We start from the raw sequence: 20011 nt of genomic DNA, 5'->3' as shown, positions 1-20011 counted from the left end.
GTCTCTATAAAAAACCTAATTCAAGTTTGGCCTCTTCGGACATCATGTCCTTATCCCATTCAGGTTCGAACACGAGGTTTACTTCCACGTTGTTCACGTCGTCGACAGATTCTATCTTCATCCGGACATCTTCCAGAATGAAATCGGCGGCAGGACAGTTGGGGGCGGTGAGGGTCATGTCGATGCGAACGTTCTTCTCATCGTCTACCTCTATGTTATAGATCAGGCCAAGATCGTAGACGTTAACCGGGATTTCCGGGTCGTATACGGTTTTAAGCATGGCGACAATCGCTTCTTCTGTTTGGAGGAATTCGTTGTTCATATTTCTTTAATTTGAATACAAACGTACGAATTAATTGACAATTGACAATTGACAATTGACAATTAATAACAGGAAAGGGTGGCTTCTGCTTCGTAACCCATAGCTTTACGATGGCTAATGCATAGAGTTACCCTTCGTAAAGCATAGCTTTATCTCACAGGGTTCCTTCGTCCGAATAACTGTAGTAGCTGCCGTCGGCCAGGACAATATGGTCTAACAGTTGTATTTCGAGTAAGCGGGCAGCGTCCCGAAGGTGTTGTGTCAGCAGGTCGTCCTGCCGGCTGGGGCGGGGATTGCCCGAAGGGTGGTTATGACAGAGGATGATGCCTACCGCAAGGGCATTGATCGCGGCTTTCAGAATGATGCGCAGGTCGGCTGATGTCTCGCTTATCCCGCCTTGGCTAATCTTGACCTTTTCGATCACCAGGGAAGAACGGTTCGTGAGTGCGATCCATAATTCTTCGTGGGGAAGATCGCAGAGCAGGGGATAGAAAATCCGGTAAACATCGCTGCTGGAGTGGATAACGGGACGTTGAACCGGATCGCTGTTGCCACGTCGTTTCCCAAGTTCGAGGGCTGCATTGATTGTGATAGCTTTGACTTTGCCAATGCCTTTAAACTTAAACATCAGTTCTTTGACGGATAATTTGCCTAAAGCATTCAGGTTATTATTGACGGAATTTAAAATACGTTGTGACAGTTGGACGGCAGTTTCCCGGCTGTTGCCGGAGCCGATCAGAATGGCCAGTAATTCGGCATCGCTGAGGGAAGCAATACCTTTCAATAACATTTTTTCGCGTGGGCGGTCTTCTTCTGCCCATTCTTTTATTTTCATAGCAAGAAAGTTTTGGATGATTTTAGATTTATGATTTATGATTTATCTTGTCAACGTATAAATCATAAATCATAAATCATATATTTTACCGGATACGTCCTACGTAAGAACCGTCCTGTGTATTGATTTCGATGATTTCACCTTCTTCAATGAACAACGGAACGCGTACTTCAGCACCTGATTCTACTGTTGCAGGTTTCAAAGTGTTGGTTGCTGTATCACCTTTGATACCCGGTTCCGTATAAGTTACTTTCAACTGTACTTTTACAGGCATATCTGCGAACAGAACAGTTTCTGTTGAAGCGTCTGAAACGACTTCCACAATCTGGCCTTCGATCATGAAGTCCACACCGTTGATCAGGTTTTTGTCGATGATGATATCGTCGAAAGTTTCCTGATTCATGAAATGATAGTGTTCGCCTTCCTGATATGTATATTGGTACGGGCGACGTTCTACGCGTACGTCTTCCAGTTTTTCACCGATGTTGAAACGACGTTCGATCTGACCACCTTTTACAACGTCTTTCAGGGTTGTACGCATAATCGTGTTACCTTTTCCCGGTTTTACATGAAGAAAATCGACGCAGAAATAGAGTTTACCGTCCAAACGGATACATGTTCCTTTCTTGATGTCCTGTGAATTAATCATACTAATGTTCTTTATATTATATTGTTAATTTATCTCGTGATGGATTTCGGGTGCAAAAGTAGTGTTTTCCTCTTAAAGTAACAATAAACTTCTGTAATTTTATTTGGAAATAGGTTGCAAATCAGTTTGATATGCAGAGGGGGTATAAGGGCTAAATACGATCCCGGATCAAGTCCGGGATAACGGGAAGTTAAAAAAGCGAGATAATAAAGCTGATAACCGGAACGAGGATAGCCGTCATGATCCCCATCAGGCCGATGGCAAGTCCGCTCAAAGCTCCTTCCACCGCACCGATCTGAATCGCAACGGAAGTACCTACCCCGTGCGAAGAGGCGCCCAATGCCAACCCTTTGGCTATGCGGCTTTCGATGCCTAACACTTTCATCACGAACGGCCCGACAATACTGCCGAATATTCCGACCGCCACTACGATGACGGCTGTCAGAGAAGGAATGCCGCCTGACTTCTCGGCAATGCCCATCGCAATCGGTGTCGTGACCGACTTGGGTTCGAGCGTGGCGACCAACGCGGCATCTGCTCCCATCAGTTCGCCGATCGCTATAACGCTGACAATCCCGACAATCGCTCCGACAAAGACGGACGTCAGGATCGAAATCACATTTCCTTTCAGGTATTGGATCTGCTCATACAATACATATCCTAACGCCACGACCGACGGCCCCAACAGGAAATGGATCAGGTGGCTGCCTTTCTGAAACGATTCGTATTCGATATCCATCGTTTTCAAGACAACGATAATAACAAATATGGAGGTAATAAGCGGATGCAGCAGGCTGATACGCGTCTTTCTGTACAAAGCCAAAGAAGCCAGATAAGTACCGATTACCAGAGTCAGTGAAAATACTTCCGATTGTGCCAGGTTATTCATTTTCGTCCGTTTCCTTTCCTAATTTTTGCTGGATGAGTGCTACGCTGGCAATTACGAGTATGGTGCTGACAACGGAGGCTGTTACGATCACAACCCAATACTGGGAAATGATACCGAGCGAATTCATTAATCCCACACCCGCCGGCAGGAAAAACAACCCCATGTTTTCGGTCAGAAGCGTGGAGAGCTTCTTCACTTTGTTCGGCTTGACGACTTTGAATGCCAGTGCCAGGAATAACAGCACCATTCCAATTACGCTACCTGGGATAAACCCGTCGATAAAATAACTGATAAACTCTCCTGTAAAATAGAAGAAGAGGATGTAAAATGCTTCTATTAGCATATTCTTACTGTCTTTTAGATAACCGCTGCAAAGATAACATCTTTGTAAGAAATATGTTCTACAACATATAATTTAATTTCGATTTTAACAAAAGCATTATGGATGGCTCAAGGTAACCGCATCAAAATTTTCCAAGGGCGTGATCCGCACACAAAGTTTTCTGCAAATCCTCTATCACTCTATCACAACGAAGGTTGTAGCTATTCATATTCAAGCGTCAGAGGCAGTGATACAGGACGTTTTCCTCTATCACTCCTCTATCACTTCTGAAATATGGAGCTTTTGATATATGATTAAGAATCAGTGTGCTATCCTCTTTTTGTTTTTGAAAGAGCATATAAAAGAGTCGAATAAACAAATGTAAAAACGAATGTGGCAGGTAGTAAATCGACGAAATACGGTTCTTCATTCCACAAAAGCCCTCTCTTTTTTTAGTAAAGACAAGTACATAATTCCGTAAACACCCCCATGTTACCATCCTTCACACCCGGATGTATCGCCCCTCTACACCTGGGTGTAAGAGGGGGCAACATGGGGGTGTCTGGCAACTAAAGTACCGTGCTGAACAATAAAAAACACCCGGTTTTACCTATTTTACACCCGTTTTTGCATAAAATAATCGAGTGATTTGCAGGGATGGGAGACAGGGGATTGTCAGTGATAGGGCAGTGATAGAGAAAACGGGCATATATCACTAATGAAACAATTTGAATATCAACTGATAGAAAGAAATCAGTGATACAGTGACAGAGGAAATGAGAAAAACCTGTATGATAAGGTCCTGTTTTTTCTTTGGTATATTTCATACGGTTCCCGAATTTTGATGAGGTTACCCTATGGATTACTATGGTTTTCACTCCTGTTTCTTGTTTTTCCGTATATTTGTACTTCTAAGTTATCATATAAGATTGAAAAATTGAATGGAAAAATGGTCAATGAACTACTTTTTGAGCAATTATTTCGGATGTATTATGCGGAGTTGTGCCGCTATGCATCCCGTTATTTGTCAGATAAACAAATTGTAGAAGATATTGTCCAAAGCTTTTTTATTGCCGTTTGGGAAAAAGACGGTTTGACGATCAACGGGGATAACTTTTTGCCTTATGCTTATCGCTCTGTCTATAACCGCTGCTTGAATTACTATAAAGCTGAATTATCGAAAGAAAGTTTTCTGGCCTCGCTTGTAGAAGAGTGGAATGGACAAGCTGAAGAGGAGAATGATTTCCGGTATAAACAAGAAGTGCGGGAGGCTCTTCGTAAACTACCCCCTAAATGTAAACAAGTATTTCTTCTTAAATGTATAAAAGGATTGAAATATAAAGAAATAGCAGAAGTGTCCGGAATATCGGTCAATACTGTCAAGTATCATTTGGGAGAAGCTTTTCGAATTATGCGGGAAGAATTGATTGATTTACAAGGAACAGTCTTGCTTTTTATGCTAATGAAACCTGTTTTTGACGTTGTCGTGTAGCTGTTCGACATTGTCGAAGATATACGAATATATGTTCGGCATTGCCGGAAACAAATTACATGCAGACTGAATTTGTCATAGATACATGAAAAAAGTTTATTTTTTCCTACCCATTTTCCTGCCCACTGTTGTCATATAATAAAAGGTATTGCAAATGAAGTCTGAAACGATATATGAGATCATGTTGTCTGTCCTGTCCGAAGATGCGACCGAAGACGAGCATCGCCTGTTGAATGAATGGCTTGCTTGTTCGGAAGCCAACAGAAGGCAGTTCGAGCAAGTAGGTGAACTATATCGCAGTTTCGAGACTGTCGGAAAGCAGGATGATTCTGAATATGATGTTGAACAGGCTTGGATGAGGGTACGCAACCAAACTGTAGAGAAGAAGAAAAAGTTTAACTTAAAAACTTGGTTGCCTTATGCGGCCTTGGTCGCTATTGCGTTTTCTATAGGGCTCTATTTTATGAACAGACCTGCGGAGCCGGATTGGACTGCTGAGGCAGATGTATTGAAAAACATAAATCAACCGACTTTACTGTTGGATAATGGGGAACGGATTCCGTTGAAGCAGGATAGTTTTTCGATTCAGCAGGGCAATATGGTGATTCGGAATAATCTGGTTGGACAACTTTCGTATGAGTCGGACCGGGAGCAACCTTCAGATGAAGAAAAGCTGTCTTGGAATCACTTGGTGATACCGAAAGGGAATGCTTACGAACTGGAGTTGGCAGATGGAACACACGTTTGGCTGAATGCTGAATCGGAGTTATCTTATCCGACTCGCTTTGCAGGAGAAATGCGCGAGGTCCGGTTGAAAGGAGAGGCGTTCTTCGATGTGGCTAAGAATCCGGACTGTCCTTTTGTGGTGAGGACGGATGAGGTCGCAGTCCAGGTTTTGGGAACCTCTTTCAATGTCTCGGCTTATCAGTCCGAGCAAATGGCTCGTGTCACACTGGTAGGAGGTTCTGTGGCTGTAAAAGCGAATGGTGGCGAAGAATTCCGGATTGTCCCCTCCGAGCAGTTCTGTTATAATAAGGAAAGCCGTAAGTCCGGGATACGGGTTGTAGACACGGATTTATATACATCTTGGGTAAAAGGAGAATATATTTTCAAAGATGCCGCGTTAGAGGAAATCTTTAATAAGTTGTTGCATTGGTATGATTTTACCGTCCGGTATCAAAATGAACAGTTGAAAGATAAGCGTTTTTCTTTGGTCATAGACCGGAAAATCAGTTTGGAGCAATTATTGGAGTTGATCAGTTTTACGTCAGATGTGAAATTGGAACGAAGCCAAGGAAATATCATTTATGTTAAACAAAAAAGAGAGGAGGTATGATGACTTAGATATCATGAAAACACAAAAAGGAGACAGTATGTACCAGATACTGTCTCCCGTAACAGATTACTAAACATTTTTATAACTCAGTTTAAACCTGTAAAATACAAATTTATGGAAAAAAGCAGACATGGGGCTTTTGTGTATGCACAAAAAGTCTTAAAGCACTCGTTATTTTTATTTTTACTCATCAATTTATTAAGTATTTCGCCGGATATTTCGGCATCAACAACTCTTTTAGAGCAAAAGTACACGTTGAATTTATCTTTTAAAGACGCCCGTTTGGAGCAAGTTCTGGATGCTATTATGAAACAATCGGGAGTGAAAATAGCCTATAGTAGTGATGAACTTCAAAAGGACCGGGTGGTATCGGTGGATATCCAGACTTCTGATATTTTGACAGCATTACGCTCTGTATTGGGCGACGGTTATTCTTTTAAACAAATTGAGGATTATATCGCAATCGCCCGGAAAGAGACATCCGATTCTTCGGATGTCATCAATAACAGTGTTATTGATGACAGGATTTGGACTATCCAAGGACAGGTTCTTGAAAATTCAGAACCGCCTTATCCATTACCAGGAGTGAATATTCTGATTAAAGGAACATCTCTAGGGACCATTAGTGATGGTAATGGTTATTTCACTATTAAGGCAAAGAGAGGAGATATTTTGATTTTTAAATATTTAGGGTTTAAAGATTATGAGTATGTTGTCTCTCGTGCTATAAGCAACTTGACAGTCTCTTTAAATTCTGACTCCGAAGAATTGGATGAAATTGTGGTAACAGGTATTTCGGAAGAAAAAAGAGTGAACTCTGTTTCTGCCGTATCTTCTTTAGATGTGACAAAAAACTTGTCGACCAAACCGATCACATCTTTGTCCCAGTCGCTGCAAGGTGGAATCACAGGGTTGAATGTGACACAAAGTTCCGGTTTACCGGGGGCAGATGCAGCTGCAATAAAGATTCGTGGCATTTCGACTTTGGGTACAAGTGATCCTTTGGTGCTGGTAGATGGTATTCCTATGGACATGAATCAACTGGATCCGAATACGATCGAGAGTGTGACTGTTTTGAAAGATGCGGCTGCTTCTGCCATTTATGGTGCTCGTGCAGCAAATGGTGTGATTGTTGTGAAGACAAAACGTGGAACTCCTGGTAAGATCAGCATTTCCTACAATGGTTATGCAGGTTTTCAACAAGCGACCTATCTACCGGAGTTTGTTAACGCGGCAGATTATATGCAAATGGTAAATGTTGCGAATGCGAATGTAGGAGGAGCACCGATCTATTCTCAAGAAGCAATTGATGCGACGAGGAGCCATTCGGATCTTATCAAATATCCGGATACAGATTGGACCGACTATATGTATCAGACCGGTATGATCCAAAGCCATTCCGTCTCTGTATCCGGAGGAAGTAACCTTGCTCGTTTTGCCTTGACTGCCAATTATCTGGATAATGAAGCCTTGATTGATAACGCAGGTTATAACCGTTTGAATATTCGGGCAAATACATCAGTCAGTTTGTTGGACAATTTGTCGGTCAATATGGATTTTAATTCGTATCGTACAAACAGGCATGAGCCTTTGCAAGCCGTGCTTAATTATTTGTATACAACACCTCCGAATACGGTAATCCATTATCCGATGAAAGAAGGAAGTGATATTTTATATTATGGAAATCGTCCGGAGCAGCGGAATCCAGCAGCTTTGATGGAAAAGGGGGGTGTCCGTACTTATTTAGGAGACAATATCAGTATTAATATTGCTCCGCGTTGGGAAATTATTCCGAACCTGATTGTCCGTGGGCAATATTCTTATCGAATAAGTAGTGGAGCAACAAAAGAAGAAAGAGATGCTTATAACTTTTTCGATTATAATTCAGGTTCTTTTCTACAAACTTGGGGAGCTATCCATAATGCATCCAAAAGTCGTTCCAGTTATTATTATTTAGGGGGAACCGTTGAATATACCTTGGAGAAAAATAAACATCGGTTATTTGCTATTGGTGGGTATAATCAGGAACTGACAAATAATGGTGACTGGGATCAGTGGGCTATGAGTTCCTTCTTTGCAAAAGCAAATTATACATTTGATAACCGTTATTTGTTGGAAGGTACGGTGAGACGTGACGGTTCCTCCCGCTTTGGACCGGGAAACAAATTTGGAGTGTCCCCCTCTATCGGTGCTGGCTGGAATATTCATGAAGAGGCATTTATGAAGTCGACGAAAAATTTTTTGAATGAATTCAAACTGAGAATGTCTTATGGTTCATTAGGAAATGAGAATATCGGACTTTATAAGTATCAGACATTGATAAATGCGGGAAATGGTAATGAAACGGTCTTCGGGAATCCGGATATAACTTGGGAAACGGTTCACATGTTGGATGTAGGAGCTGATATCCGTTTGTTTAAAAACTTGACCGTAACGTTCGATTATTATAATAAGTTGACGACAGATATGATCATAACCCCACCTATTTCTTATATCGGGGGAATCAGTGCAGCACCCTTGAATTCGGGCAAAGTCCGTAATAAAGGGTGGGAATTCGATGTGAGTTATAATAAACAGGTCACTAAAGATTTCGGATTGAATATACATGCTGGTTTGACACATAATGAAAACAAGATAGAAGATCTTTTTGGTGCACCTTATGATAATGGAAACAGGATTCATCAGATAGGGTATGCTTTGAATAGTTACTTTATTTATCCAACGGATGGTCTGTTGCAAGAAGACGATTTTACGAAAGATGCTGCAGGAAATTGGATTCCCAAAGAAGGTGTTGTGATTTTTGATGGACAGAAACCGGGAGATATCCACTATTTGGATACAGATGAGGATGGTAAGATCACAACGGATGACCGTGTTATCAGTGGAGATGATCAGCCAGATTTGAACTATTTTGCTAATATTTCTTTGAATTATAAAAAGTTTGACTTTGAAATACTTTTCCAAGGGGTTACAGGAGTTGATGGTTATTATTCTGGTCCCTATGCCTATGGATTGAATACATCCGGTGACGGTCAGACACCGTTAGCAGTTCAAACAGATTATTGGACTCCGGAAAATCCGACTGCAAGATATCCTCGTTTGGCTCCTAATTCTTCTTATGGGAATAATGATCATACATCAGATTATTGGCGTTTTGACGCAAGTTATTGTCGCGTTAAATATATTCAGTTTGGGTATACTTTTGACCAAATCGGATTGAAAAAGATTGGAATGTCTAATATTCGTTTATATCTGAATGTGCAGAATCCGTTTACAATTGCAAAAGAGGATTTGGTTGATCCGGAAAGTCGTGGACAAAGAGGCTCTTATCCGTTGGTTAAGACCTATTCGGCAGGTGTAAGTTTGAATTTCTAATATAATGATAAAGTAAAGATGAAAAAATATAGTAAGAAAATAATGAAGGTAATCTGTCTGATTGCCGTAATGATAAGTTGTTGTGGATGTGAAGATTTTTTAACACGTAATCATCCGACTGAAATATCAGATGATAAGTTTTGGGAAACGATGAATGAATGTGAAAATGCTTTAGGACAATGTAAGTTATGGATGAAAGGAGGGCAGTCTGAGACAGAGTTAGGATTGATGTTTTTGGAGGGTGCTACAGACAACATGTATTTCTTTGCTAATTTTGATCAACGTATAGTTCAATTAGGAAATGGCTCTTTGGTACCTCCTACTAAAAACAATGATCCAACAAGTTGGGAAGTTGTTTTAGATCAGTGGTCTAATAGTTATACTTATATTCGTCGGTGTTGCCGATTCTTGGAACATGTTGATAATGCCTATTTTGCAGATGAATCGGAAAGAGCACGTATGAAAGCGGAAGCACGTGTGTGGCGTGCTTGGTATCACATCCGCCTGCTGAATTATTATGGACGGCATGACGGGATTCCTATCGTGGATCATGCTTTGAATCCAAGTGATATTTACTTGGCGCGTAATACGGTACAAGAATGTCTGGATTTTATCAATCGTGAATTGGATATGGTTATAAATTCAGAAGATCTGCCGTTCGTTTGGGATGAAGGGCGTCGGAGTAGAATGTCCAGATCGATCGCTTTAGCATTAAAAATGGATGTCAACCTGCAATTTAAACAATATGAGCAGGCAAAAGCAGCAGCAAAGGCGTTGATCGATTCAGGGGAATTTGAACTGTATTATACATCTTCTCAGGATAATGATCCAGGCAGGAATTATCGGGATTTGTTCCGTTATCTCGGCGAACAAAATAAGGAAAGAATATTATTTAGAGACCAGGGATGCAATGATATTTGGTTCCGTAATATGGGGACAGTCATGGGGGGGCAAGGTGTAAGTGCCCCGTTGAAGTCATTGGTTGACGTTTATGAGACGATTGATGGAAAAACGATTCAGTCTCTTTCGGCTGAAGAACGTTTACAGTATGAACGGAATCCTTTATATAAAGCGCGGGATCCCCGTTTGTATGCAACTGTGATGATGCCAGAAGACAGCACTTCCATTTCTAATTATGTTTATCATCCGTTTGATCCTAACAGTAGTGATTTTGTTGGAAAAACAGGAGCCTCGCGTTCTGGATATATGTTGAAAAAATACTTGGATGAACAAGATCGAGCTACGGGACGAGGAACACTTGACTTTATGATTTATCGGTATGCCGAAGTCCTGATGGATTATGTGGAGTGTCTGATTGAAACAGGAGACTGGCAAAATCCGGATGTGGAGAAATATATTAATATGATTCGAAATCGTGCTGGAATGCCAAATATGGATAAGTCTGTGTATAATACTCAAGAGAAGGTACGTGAATTGTATCGCCGTGAACGTCGTATCGAGTTTGCATTCGAAGGAAAGCGTTATGACGATATTCGTCGTTGGGGAATCGGGAATGAAACGAATCAAGGTACAATTTATGGAGCATGGAATCCTAATGAGGGTTCTTATGTGACGATTGAAACACGTAATTGTGTTTTCCCGAAATTCGATTCATGGCCTTTACATCAGCAAGAAGTAACCGCTAATCCGAATATCAAACAGCCCACGGGTTGGTGATGTCTGGTGTGGAAAAACAATCTCTTTTCTGAAAGGGGAAGAGATTGTTTTTTTGCTTATCCAGCCAGTGCAGACGTAATGAACATGTAGATCATCATACCTATAATGTCGTTTGTGATGGTGATAAACGGTCCGGTGGCCAAAGCAGGGTCGATCTTCAGTTTATCGAGAGTCATGGGGACCAGTGTTCCGAAGACACTGGCGAACATCACGACCGCAAACAAGCTTAAGGAAACCGAAGCGGTGATGCCTCTGTCGCCTAACATAAAGAAATTATAGATAAATACGACTAAACTGATGATGCTGGCGTTAATCAGTGAAACGACAGACTCTTTCAAGATCTGAGGCAGAATGTTTCCTTCCTTCAAACTGTTGTTGGCCAGGCCTTGTACCACGATGGCGGAAGACTGGATGCCGACATTTCCACCTGTTCCTCCAATCAACGGAATAAACAGCGCCATCTTGGGGTTGACGGCAAAATTTCCTTCAAAATTACCTAAGATCAGAGAGTTCCCTATTCCGCCTATCATACCGATCAGGAGCCAAGGAAGGCGGGCGGCCGTTTGGGTGAAGACATTATCCGAAGTTTCCACATCCTGCGAGATACCGGATGCCAACTGGTAGTCACGTTCGTGCTGTTCGCGGACTTCATCCATGACATCGTCGATGGTGATACGTCCGACGAGACGCCCGATGCTGTCGATAACAGGTAGGGCGACCAGGTCATATTTTTCGATCGTCTCGGTCACCTCTTCGATACTGTCACTGTCGCGGACGGAGATCGGGTCTTTCTTCATCACATGCTTGATCTTCGAGACGGAAGGATTAGTGATCAGCTTCTGCAGGGGGAGGACTCCGCGAAGGCGCTCATCATCGTCAACTACATAGACGTAATAGATCTCATCCATGTCTTCAGCTTGCTTGCGCATCTCGTCGATACATTTGGGCATACTCCAATTCTCGTTCACCACGATCATTTCGGTACCCATCAATCCACCGGCAGTGTCTTCATCGTATTTCAAGAGGTCGACGATGTCGCCCGCCTGCTCTACGTCTTCGATGTGCGAAAGAATCTCTTCCTGGGTATCTTCGTCCAACTCACGCATCAGGTCTACAGCGTCGTCGGTCTCCATATTGTCCACGAAGCGTTTGGCAATCAGTTCGTTCGGAAGTTCTTTCAGCAACTTGTGACGGTCTTCTTCATCCAGTTCCATCAGAACATCCGCTGCCTTTTCACCATCCATCAGCAGATAGAGGTAGATAGCCTCTTGCAAATCAAGCTCCTGGTACAGTTCGGCTATGTCCGCCGGATACAGTTCGTCCAGTATCTCCTTAATCTTAGCATCATCCTTCTCCGTGATGATGTCTTTTAGATGGTCTATATATTCTTTCGTCAGTTCAATCATGCTTTGGAGAATTTAGGATTTATGATTTATGATTTGTGAAACAATACAAGCTCCATAAGTCATAAATCATAAATCTGAAATCATAAATCTTTTAAGTTTCGCTCCGTTATCAGCGTCAGTTCCACGAACTGCTCTACGGAAAGCTGTTCCGGTCGTTTGTTAAAGATCGGGAGCGAATAATCGGGACAATCCTTACCCAGCAGAGGTTTCATGGAGTTGCGCAATGTTTTGCGACGTTGGTTGAACGAGGTTTTGACAACCGTCTTGAAAAGCTTCTCGTCACATCCCAACGATTTTCGGTCATTGCGCACCATCCGTATCACCGCACTCTTGACCTTTGGAGGCGGATCGAATACATTCTCGCTGACTGTAAACAGATATTCCACTTCGTACCAGGCCTGTAGCAGGACGCTCAGGATGCCGTATGTCTTACTACCCGGACCGGCAGCAAGACGTTCGGCCACCTCTTTCTGTATCATACCCGAACAGCAGGGAATATGTTCCTTGTAGTCGAGCACTTTGAAAAATATCTGACTGGATATATTATAAGGATAATTGCCAATCACACAAAACTGGTCCGGAAACAACTTGCCGAGATCCAGACGCAGAAAGTCTTCGGCCAAAATCTTGCCTTCCAAGACGGGAAAGTTCTGTTCCAGGTAATCGACCGATTCCATATCCAGCTCCACTACTGTCAGATCGTGTCCTTTTTCCAGTAAGAATTGGGTGAGGACGCCCATCCCTGGGCCAATTTCCAGTACAGGTAACTGCTTGTAATCGGACAATGTATCTGCAATACGCTCAGCTATTTGCAGATCTTTCAGGAAATGTTGTCCTAATGCTTTTTTGGGCTTAACTAATCTCATCCACTTCTTTGGTGTAATGTGTTCGTATTTAAATATAATGCTTATCTTTGCAGGCGTACAAAAATACAACAAATAATTTAAAGTCATCTACGTATAATGGATTTTAAAGCAATTCTACGCACGTTTCTCAAGATAATTCTCCCGCTTGCATTCGGTTGTTTACTCCTTTGGTATCTATACAGTAAGATGGATATTGGCGAGATCTGGAATGTGATTCGTAAGGGGGTCCGCTATGAGATTATTCTTTTTTCCCTTTTGTTTGGCTTGGGAGCCAATATTGTCCGGGGATTGCGTTGGGGACTGCTGATTCGTTCGTTAGGTGATAAGGTGAAGACCTGCAATGTGATTTATGCTGTGTTGGGGAATTATGCTGTGAACCTTGTGCTACCACGTGTCGGTGAAGTCTGGCGTTGCGGGATGATAACCAAATATGACAAGATCCCGTTTACCCGCCTGTTGGGGACGCTGCTGATCGACCGTGTGAGCGATACCATCATGGTCGGGCTGATCACAATGTCCATCATTATCTTCAATTTTGATTTTTTCCATAGTTTCTTTGCGAAGAACCCTGCGTTGCTGGATGGTTTTCAGTCCATGTTCAACTCGATATGGATTTATGTGGCCGGCGTAATTTTTATTGCCGGAATTTGGTTTATATTCACATATATGAGTAACTTTACGCTGGTCAAGAAAGCAAAGTCGATGTTGCAGAACGTCTGGGATGGAATGAAGAGCATCTGGCTGATGAAGCGTAAAGGTCTTTTCGTTATTCAAACCCTGTTGATCTGGACAGGATATTTCCTGTATTTCTACATCACTTTCTATGCTTTCGATTTTACCCGTGATTTGGGTGTGACGGTCGGTCTGATCGCTTTTACGATGAGTAGTATCGCTGTGGCGGTACCCGTGCAGGGGGGGATTGGTCCGTGGCATTTTATGGTGATCGCCACTTTGATGTGCTTCGGAGTAAAAGAAACCGATGCTGCGGCTTTTGCTCTGGTGGTGCATACGGTGCAAACTGCCTGGCTCGGAATTACGGGACTGTTTGGTGTGGTGGCGCTACCTTTTGTAAACAAAGGAATTGACAATGGACAATTGACAATTGACAATTAAATGCCCGGTTGTCCATTCGATATATAACATTAATTATTAACCTAATTGTCAATTGTTCATTGATTAAGTTGTCAATTGTCAATTAAAACGCAGTTTTATTTATGTCCGCAGAAATCAAAAATCTTTCTCCGCAGCCAGTTTGGGGTTATTTCTATGACCTTACGCAAATCCCTCGTCCGACCGGACATATGGAGGCTGTAACCCGTTTTATGGTAGCTTTTGGTAAAGGATTGGGATTGGAAACTTTGCAGGACGAAGTGGGAAACGTTTTGATTCGTAAACCGGCTTCTCCGGGAATGGAAGGACACAAAACCGTGACCATGCAGTCTCACCTCGATATGGTTCCGCAGAAGAACTCTTCGGTAAAACATGATTTTCTAACTGATCCGATCGATGCTTATATAGATGGAGATTGGGTGAAAGCACGCGAAACGACATTGGGTGCTGATAACGGTATGGGTGCTGCTTTTGCTATGGCTGTCCTGGCGGACAAGACATTGACGCACGGTCCTCTGGAAGCCCTTTTTACCATTAACGAAGAAGTGGGAATGGATGGCGCAGTCGGTTTGAAGCCGGGTTTCCTGAAAGGGGAAATCCTGTTGAACTGTGATTCAGAGGAAGAAGGCGAGTTGTTTGTCGGTTGTGCTGGTGGCGCCGATCTGAATGTCTCCATGCAATTTAAGGAAGATACTTATATTCCGGAGGGCGATGTTGCCGTGAAAATCAGCCTGACCGGCTTGAAAGGCGGTCACTCCGGTGTGGATATTCATTTGGGACGTGCGAATGCGAATAAGCTGATGTTCCGTTTTTTGAAAGAGGCCGTACGCGATTATGGGGCTCGTCTGTCATCTGTCGACGGCGGTTCGTTGCGCAACGCTATCCCGCGTGAAGCTTTTGCCGTAATAACAATTCCTGGAGATAATGTGGAAGCTCTTTGGGAGCTTGTGTCCGATTATCAGGAAATGTACCGCTACGAATATAAGGGCATTGAACACAATATTAATTTTACGGCCGAAATGACCGATATGCCGGCAACTCTGATTCCGGAAGAGATTCAGGATGATCTGATCAATGCGATAGAAGGTTGCCAGAACGGTGTGATCAGTATGCTGGTCGATTTTCCGGGTACGGTCGAATCGTCTACAAACTTGGCAATCGTCAAGTCCTCGAACGAAATGATCGAGATTCAAATTTTGGTTCGCAGTTCGTCCGAGAGCCGCAAGGAAGCTGTTTGTTCGAGTTTGGAAAGTATTTTCTCTCTAGCCGGGGCGAAGGTGGAATATTCGGATGGTTACGGCGGATGGCAGCCGAATATCGATTCGCCGATCCTGAAAATCATGCAGCAAGCTTATTTGGATTTGTACGGAAAGAAGCCGGAGGCTAAGGTTATGCATGCCGGTCTGGAATGCGGTATCATTCAGGAATCCTATCCTGATATGGACATGATCTCTATCGGTCCGGACTTGCAGCATCCGCATTCTCCTGACGAGCGTGTCAGCATTCCGTCTGTTGCCCGTACGTGGGACTTTATTGTTACGACGCTTGCGAGAATCTGATTCGTATATACATTATATAATAATATAATAGGAAGCTTCCGGTGGATCTTTTTCATCGGAGGCTTTTTTGTTGCCACAATGTCAACTGTGAAGTTTTCTTGCGTTGTGCATGCTGAATGATCTCCTTTCTCGGTATGAAAAGTAGGAATTGTATGTATATTGAGGATATGTATATTGTCTCGTAGGTGATGTTTTTTTGTTTTTTTGCGGGAAAACTCTTTTTTGCAAGTTTGGCAATTTCGTAATATATTGATTATTAGGTGTACTTGTGATCTTGAAAGGTACACGCGTACGTATGTTTATGAGGGTAAAAATAGGTAAAAAATGGGATGTAATTAATTTTATATCAACAAGATAGGTCCCTAAAATAAAATGACTAAAAAAACGTACGTTTAAATTCGTCATTTTTCAGCTACAAAAATACATATACTTTTTGAACCTGCAATTCTTTCCTCAAAGATTTTTCTTTTTCTATATTCTTTCTTATCAATTAGATAGCTTAACATGTACGAAAAACCACCTTTTTATCACAAACCATTTAAACCCTCCCCCAAAATGACTAAAAAAAACGTACGTTTTCATTAGTCATTTTATAGGATGATCCCAAAGAGGGATTTATAGAACTGAATTTCATTATATATAGTATTATTAATTAAATTATTAGATTATGAACAAAAAGTTTTCTACTCTTGTAGCCGGTGTTCTGCTGGCTTCTGGTGTCGGAGCTTCTGCGCAGACGTTTAATCCTCAGGTTTTTTCTAGTGAACCTGAAATTCGTCAGGCCAAGTATTATGCTTTAGGCGTAGGAAGTGGGGCAACTAATGTTGTAAGCGTTACAGAAACTGCCGATGGAACTCTCGCTTTTAAATCGGTTGCAGCAAACTCATTGAATTCTTTGGCAAAAGTTGATTCCGCTTTGTGGACGGTTTCTGCTAATGTGACAGGTGATGGTGGTGCTACTCGTTTTGTTATGACAAACAAGGCAACAGGTGCTACTTTTTCTTTTGATCCGAAGAATGCAGTAAAAGAAACGGGTACATCTACTTCTGCTGTTTCAGGTAATGCAGCTGAAGTTGGTGGTGCTTTGACACAGTGGATTTGGTATAACAGCCGTTACAATGTTTCTAACTCTTTACAAGCCTCCGAAGTTGTTTCTATGGACTTTGCCGGTGGTGACTCTACTTTGGTGATTCGTGTAGATGCTGCTACTAACGTTATTTATGCAGCAAAAGATTCGAAACAAAAACTGCAATCAGGTACAGCTTTACAGATCTTGACTCCGGGTTCTTGGGTAATGTCTGCTGAAGACCTGAACACAAAGGGCGATGATGTTAAGTACATGCAGTTGTCTTTTGCAGAGGATATCGACAAAAATCCGTTTGCCGATAAGTATCAAGCCCAGGTCCTGAGAAGTAGTGGTACTCCTTCTTCTCCTTATGAAGTTCTGCGTAACAAAAAAGGTGGATATACACCAGCACAAGATGAATATCTGTTTTTGAACAAATTGAATGACGAAGGAGAATTGTCTTATAACTATTTACGTCTTGATACGTCTTATTATGAAAGTACTGGTGCTTCTTTCAAACTGTATAATCAGTTGACAACATCGGCTGCAATCATGGAAAAAGATGCCGCAGGCAATTTGGTTACACCGGTTAATGGTTATAATGTGATTGATACATTAGGCTATAATTTGCCGGACGATGCATTCCGTTTCAAATTCACAAAGGACCTGTTGACAGACTCTTTGCAAGTCGAATCTTTCTCTCAGTTTGTTGAGTTGGCAAATGCCGTGGCTCCGAAAAGCCAGAAAGGAAGCGAAGTGACATATTGGACAATGTTGAATGATGATGCCCGTGTAGATGATGGAATTTCTGGTAGCATGGCAACTGGTTTTAAACCAGGTGTTCAGAATAATACGAAGCTGTTTACAGTGTTGTCACATTGTACTTTGGTAGACGAAGCTAAGAATGTCGTTACTTTCTATGATGACGATGTGCTTGCTGGAAGACCTGTTGAAAACCACGTAAATCTTTTGGCTTACGCCGACGGTATTGATTCTGATTATGCAAGTATCGCTGACGGTGTTTACACGATCAAAAATGTGAAAACTGGTGAATATTATGGCGTTCACATTTATGATGCAGACTCTGTAGCTGAATATACTGGAGGTGATGTTATCAAGAATATGAATTTTAACCATATCCCTGCATTCCAGTGGGTTGTTATCAAGAAAGATCATTCTGCTCTTCGTGCAGAAATTTCTCCGGTTCAGGTAACTAACCGTGAGTTCGATGCACAGAACGATTATCAGATCCAGTTGAGAAAAGGTACTAAAGACGGCCAGTACAAGTTGAATGGTGTAGAAGTTGTCTTTGAACCGGTTTCTGCTGACGCTGTTGCTGACAAACACAATGGATACAAATTTTTGGAAGATCAGGATCTGGATGTAAATCGTTATACATTCAACTACTGGCATGCTTATACAGCTGATAAATACCTGAACAAGAATGCTGAAGACTCTGTTTTGAACGTATTGACTGAAGATGCTGGCCGTTTCTCAATTGAAGCTGCTCAAGCTGCTGAATTCGGTTATGATGTAGATGCTCGTGGTGCTAATACTTATATTCCGACATTGGCTCAGTTGGAAAGACGTCTTTATACGGTTTCTGCACCTTACGGACGTAAGCTCTATGTAAACAAAGAACACCAGATCATGGCAACGACAAATCCGGCTAGCACAGATGCTGTAACTTCTTTCTATTTCAAAGAAAACAATGAATTTACGAAGGGTGAAGATCTGACTTGTTATTATGCTTTGATTAATAACAATGGCTTGAATAAAGCTGGTGTTGTCGACAACGATGAAGATGCTCTGCTGCGTGCTCAGGTATTGACTGAAACAAGAACTTCTGTATTTGCTATCGCTAAGAGCGATGCTCCTCTGTATCGCCGTTTCAACAATACGGCTTTGGGTGAAAGTGCAACAGATGGTCGTGACAGTTTGAGATTCTTTGAAAATGTTCGTAAAGAATATCTGATGGATGAAAACAACCGCGAAGGTGGTTTGATGGATGCTAACGTGAATTATGTAGGTATGTGGACTGCTAACAAGGCTACAGGTCTTGCCTTCCAGATCGATACAGCTGTGATCAACCGTGACAATGGTGATATCAAACCTCAGTATCTACTTTCTGTTGCTCATAATGATTTCGCGGGTACAGATACAATTCCTTGTACGGAAGCAGACGGAACTCACCGTGATGAAAATGGTAACTTGGTAGATGCTAACCACTGTATCCATGCTATTCCGGGTAAGGCTGCATTTGAAAGAGGTAAATATGTAGTTAGCTTCGCTGATTCTGCTGCTGCTAATGGTTACAAGAAACCGTACACAGATGTAACTGCTGGTTATGTTCGCGTAGGTTTTGTTGAAGCTATCAAACAGGCTGATACATTGTGGGTTTTGACAGACGAATTCAAGGCTTTGGCAAATGATAAGATCGATTTTGCAAGATTACAAGCTGTAAATGATTCTTTGGTGGCTGCTGGTGCAACCAAGATTAAGAATGTGTTGACTGGCGTCAACCACAAAAATTATACTTGGTCATTCCGTTATGTGAATCCTGAAGCTGCCGGTAATGTGGAAGAAGAAGGTAATGCTAACAAATTCTTGTTCGAATCAAACAACTATGATGGTGAAAAGATTGCTCCTGAAAACGGCTCTTGGTTGAAGATCCAGAATGGTTGCGTTGTCTTGACTAAGAATCCTTCTTATTTCTCTAACGCTAAGACTGGTGGTGACGGTGCCCTGATCTTCAACGTTGAAAACAAAGAAGATGATCAATTGGCAACAGACAACGAAGAAATTGCAACATCAGAAGTAACTGTAATCGCTCAGCAGGGTGCTGTACGTGTTGCTAATGCTGCCGGTAAGAAGGTTGTTGTTTCTAACATCCTTGGCCAGACAGTAGCTAACACAGTTATCACTTCTGACAATGCTGTAATTGCTGCTCCTCAGGGTGTAGTTGTAGTAGCTGTTGAAGGCGAAGAAGCTGTTAAGGCTATCGTTAAGTAATAATAGAAAATTCATCATCAGGTAGGGATACGAGCAATCGTATCTCTGCTCTGAAAAAGAATAAGATTTTATAAATCAAATAATTCTAAATTTTA

14 protein-coding genes are annotated in these 20011 nt (G+C 42.0%); 7 read left to right on the top strand and 7 right to left on the bottom strand.

Features of this window, described 5'->3' with window-relative positions; genetic code table 11:
• Positions 1-4 precede the first annotated feature (4 nt).
• The 5 genes from NQ542_RS12610 to NQ542_RS12590 all read right to left on the bottom strand — a co-directional run bounded on the left by NQ542_RS12610 (position 5) and on the right by NQ542_RS12590 (position 3038).
• Entirely contained in the window at positions 5-322 is a 318-nt protein-coding gene (locus tag NQ542_RS12610) for a metal-sulfur cluster assembly factor (protein ID WP_005634484.1), read from the bottom strand.
• Between the two features lie 154 nt (positions 323-476).
• Complete coding sequence (gene radC, locus NQ542_RS12605; protein WP_005634480.1) at positions 477-1157, bottom strand: RadC family protein; 681 nt, start codon at positions 1155-1157, stop codon at positions 477-479.
• Positions 1158-1242: 85 nt separating this feature from the next.
• Positions 1243-1806 carry an elongation factor P gene (gene efp / locus NQ542_RS12600; RefSeq protein ID WP_005634477.1) on the bottom strand — a complete coding sequence of 188 codons (564 nt, stop codon included), beginning with the start codon at positions 1804-1806 and terminating at the stop codon, positions 1243-1245.
• 190 nt (positions 1807-1996) lie between these two features.
• Positions 1997-2695 (bottom strand): LrgB family protein, encoded by a 699-nt coding sequence (locus tag NQ542_RS12595; RefSeq protein WP_005634474.1) that lies wholly within the window; start codon positions 2693-2695, stop codon positions 1997-1999.
• Entirely contained in the window at positions 2688-3038 is a 351-nt protein-coding gene (locus NQ542_RS12590; RefSeq protein WP_005634472.1) for a CidA/LrgA family protein, read from the bottom strand. The genes NQ542_RS12595 and NQ542_RS12590 overlap by 8 nt, the downstream gene beginning before the upstream one ends.
• Positions 3039-3966: 928 nt before the next feature.
• On the opposite strand from NQ542_RS12590, the gene NQ542_RS12585 reads away from it, so the two are divergent.
• The 4 genes from NQ542_RS12585 to NQ542_RS12570 all read left to right on the top strand — a co-directional run bounded on the left by NQ542_RS12585 (position 3967) and on the right by NQ542_RS12570 (position 10897).
• Positions 3967-4509, top strand: a complete 543-nt coding sequence (locus tag NQ542_RS12585) for an RNA polymerase sigma-70 factor (RefSeq protein ID WP_005649563.1) — start codon at positions 3967-3969, stop codon at positions 4507-4509.
• Between the two features lie 154 nt (positions 4510-4663).
• Positions 4664-5845 (top strand): FecR family protein, encoded by a 1182-nt coding sequence (locus NQ542_RS12580; protein WP_005634459.1) that lies wholly within the window; start codon positions 4664-4666, stop codon positions 5843-5845.
• Positions 5846-6127: 282 nt separating this feature from the next.
• Complete coding sequence (locus tag NQ542_RS12575; protein ID WP_227945684.1) at positions 6128-9220, top strand: TonB-dependent receptor; 3093 nt, start codon at positions 6128-6130, stop codon at positions 9218-9220.
• Positions 9221-9238: 18 nt separating this feature from the next.
• Positions 9239-10897 carry a RagB/SusD family nutrient uptake outer membrane protein gene (locus NQ542_RS12570; RefSeq protein WP_005634443.1) on the top strand — a complete coding sequence of 553 codons (1659 nt, stop codon included), beginning with the start codon at positions 9239-9241 and terminating at the stop codon, positions 10895-10897.
• Positions 10898-10953: 56 nt separating this feature from the next.
• On the opposite strand, the gene mgtE is transcribed toward NQ542_RS12570, so the two are convergent.
• Positions 10954-12303, bottom strand: coding sequence for a magnesium transporter (gene mgtE, locus NQ542_RS12565; RefSeq protein ID WP_005634441.1), 1350 nt, complete (start codon positions 12301-12303; stop codon positions 10954-10956).
• Between the two features lie 80 nt (positions 12304-12383).
• A complete protein-coding gene (gene rsmA / locus NQ542_RS12560) occupies positions 12384-13169 on the bottom strand; it encodes a 16S rRNA (adenine(1518)-N(6)/adenine(1519)-N(6))-dimethyltransferase RsmA (RefSeq protein WP_036723755.1) in 786 nt (261 codons plus the stop codon).
• 96 nt (positions 13170-13265) lie between these two features.
• On the opposite strand from rsmA, the gene NQ542_RS12555 reads away from it, so the two are divergent.
• From NQ542_RS12555 to NQ542_RS12545, 3 genes are all read left to right on the top strand, one after another.
• A complete protein-coding gene (locus NQ542_RS12555; RefSeq protein ID WP_005634437.1) occupies positions 13266-14282 on the top strand; it encodes a lysylphosphatidylglycerol synthase transmembrane domain-containing protein in 1017 nt (338 codons plus the stop codon).
• 101 nt (positions 14283-14383) lie between these two features.
• A complete protein-coding gene (locus tag NQ542_RS12550; protein ID WP_005634435.1) occupies positions 14384-15838 on the top strand; it encodes an aminoacyl-histidine dipeptidase in 1455 nt (484 codons plus the stop codon).
• Positions 15839-16505: 667 nt separating this feature from the next.
• Positions 16506-19916: a DUF6383 domain-containing protein gene (locus NQ542_RS12545; RefSeq protein WP_005634432.1), complete on the top strand. Its 3411-nt coding sequence runs from the start codon at positions 16506-16508 to the stop codon at positions 19914-19916.
• Positions 19917-20011: the final 95 nt, after the last annotated feature.

It is taken from the genome of Parabacteroides merdae ATCC 43184, from assembly GCF_025151215.1.
Classification (GTDB): Bacteria; Bacteroidota; Bacteroidia; order Bacteroidales; family Tannerellaceae; genus Parabacteroides; species Parabacteroides merdae.
Note: the sequence above shows the minus strand (reverse complement) of the source record. Positions and strands in the feature narration are given on the sequence as shown.

Excerpts from the sequence above, each read along its gene's own strand:
- NQ542_RS12610 (WP_005634484.1), bottom strand. The coding sequence starts at position 322 with ATGAACAACGAATTCCTCCAAACAGAAGAAGCGATTGTCGCCATGCTT.
- radC (WP_005634480.1), bottom strand. The coding sequence starts at position 1,157 with ATGAAAATAAAAGAATGGGCAGAAGAAGACCGCCCACGCGAAAAAATG.
- efp (WP_005634477.1), bottom strand. The coding sequence starts at position 1,806 with ATGATTAATTCACAGGACATCAAGAAAGGAACATGTATCCGTTTGGAC.
- NQ542_RS12595 (WP_005634474.1), bottom strand. The coding sequence starts at position 2,695 with ATGAATAACCTGGCACAATCGGAAGTATTTTCACTGACTCTGGTAATC.
- NQ542_RS12590 (WP_005634472.1), bottom strand. The coding sequence starts at position 3,038 with ATGCTAATAGAAGCATTTTACATCCTCTTCTTCTATTTTACAGGAGAG.
- NQ542_RS12585 (WP_005649563.1), top strand. The coding sequence starts at position 3,967 with ATGGTCAATGAACTACTTTTTGAGCAATTATTTCGGATGTATTATGCG.
- NQ542_RS12580 (WP_005634459.1), top strand. The coding sequence starts at position 4,664 with ATGAAGTCTGAAACGATATATGAGATCATGTTGTCTGTCCTGTCCGAA.
- NQ542_RS12570 (WP_005634443.1), top strand. The coding sequence starts at position 9,239 with ATGAAAAAATATAGTAAGAAAATAATGAAGGTAATCTGTCTGATTGCC.
- mgtE (WP_005634441.1), bottom strand. The coding sequence starts at position 12,303 with ATGATTGAACTGACGAAAGAATATATAGACCATCTAAAAGACATCATC.
- rsmA (WP_036723755.1), bottom strand. The coding sequence starts at position 13,169 with ATGAGATTAGTTAAGCCCAAAAAAGCATTAGGACAACATTTCCTGAAA.
- NQ542_RS12555 (WP_005634437.1), top strand. The coding sequence starts at position 13,266 with ATGGATTTTAAAGCAATTCTACGCACGTTTCTCAAGATAATTCTCCCG.
- NQ542_RS12550 (WP_005634435.1), top strand. The coding sequence starts at position 14,384 with ATGTCCGCAGAAATCAAAAATCTTTCTCCGCAGCCAGTTTGGGGTTAT.
- NQ542_RS12545 (WP_005634432.1), top strand. The coding sequence starts at position 16,506 with ATGAACAAAAAGTTTTCTACTCTTGTAGCCGGTGTTCTGCTGGCTTCT.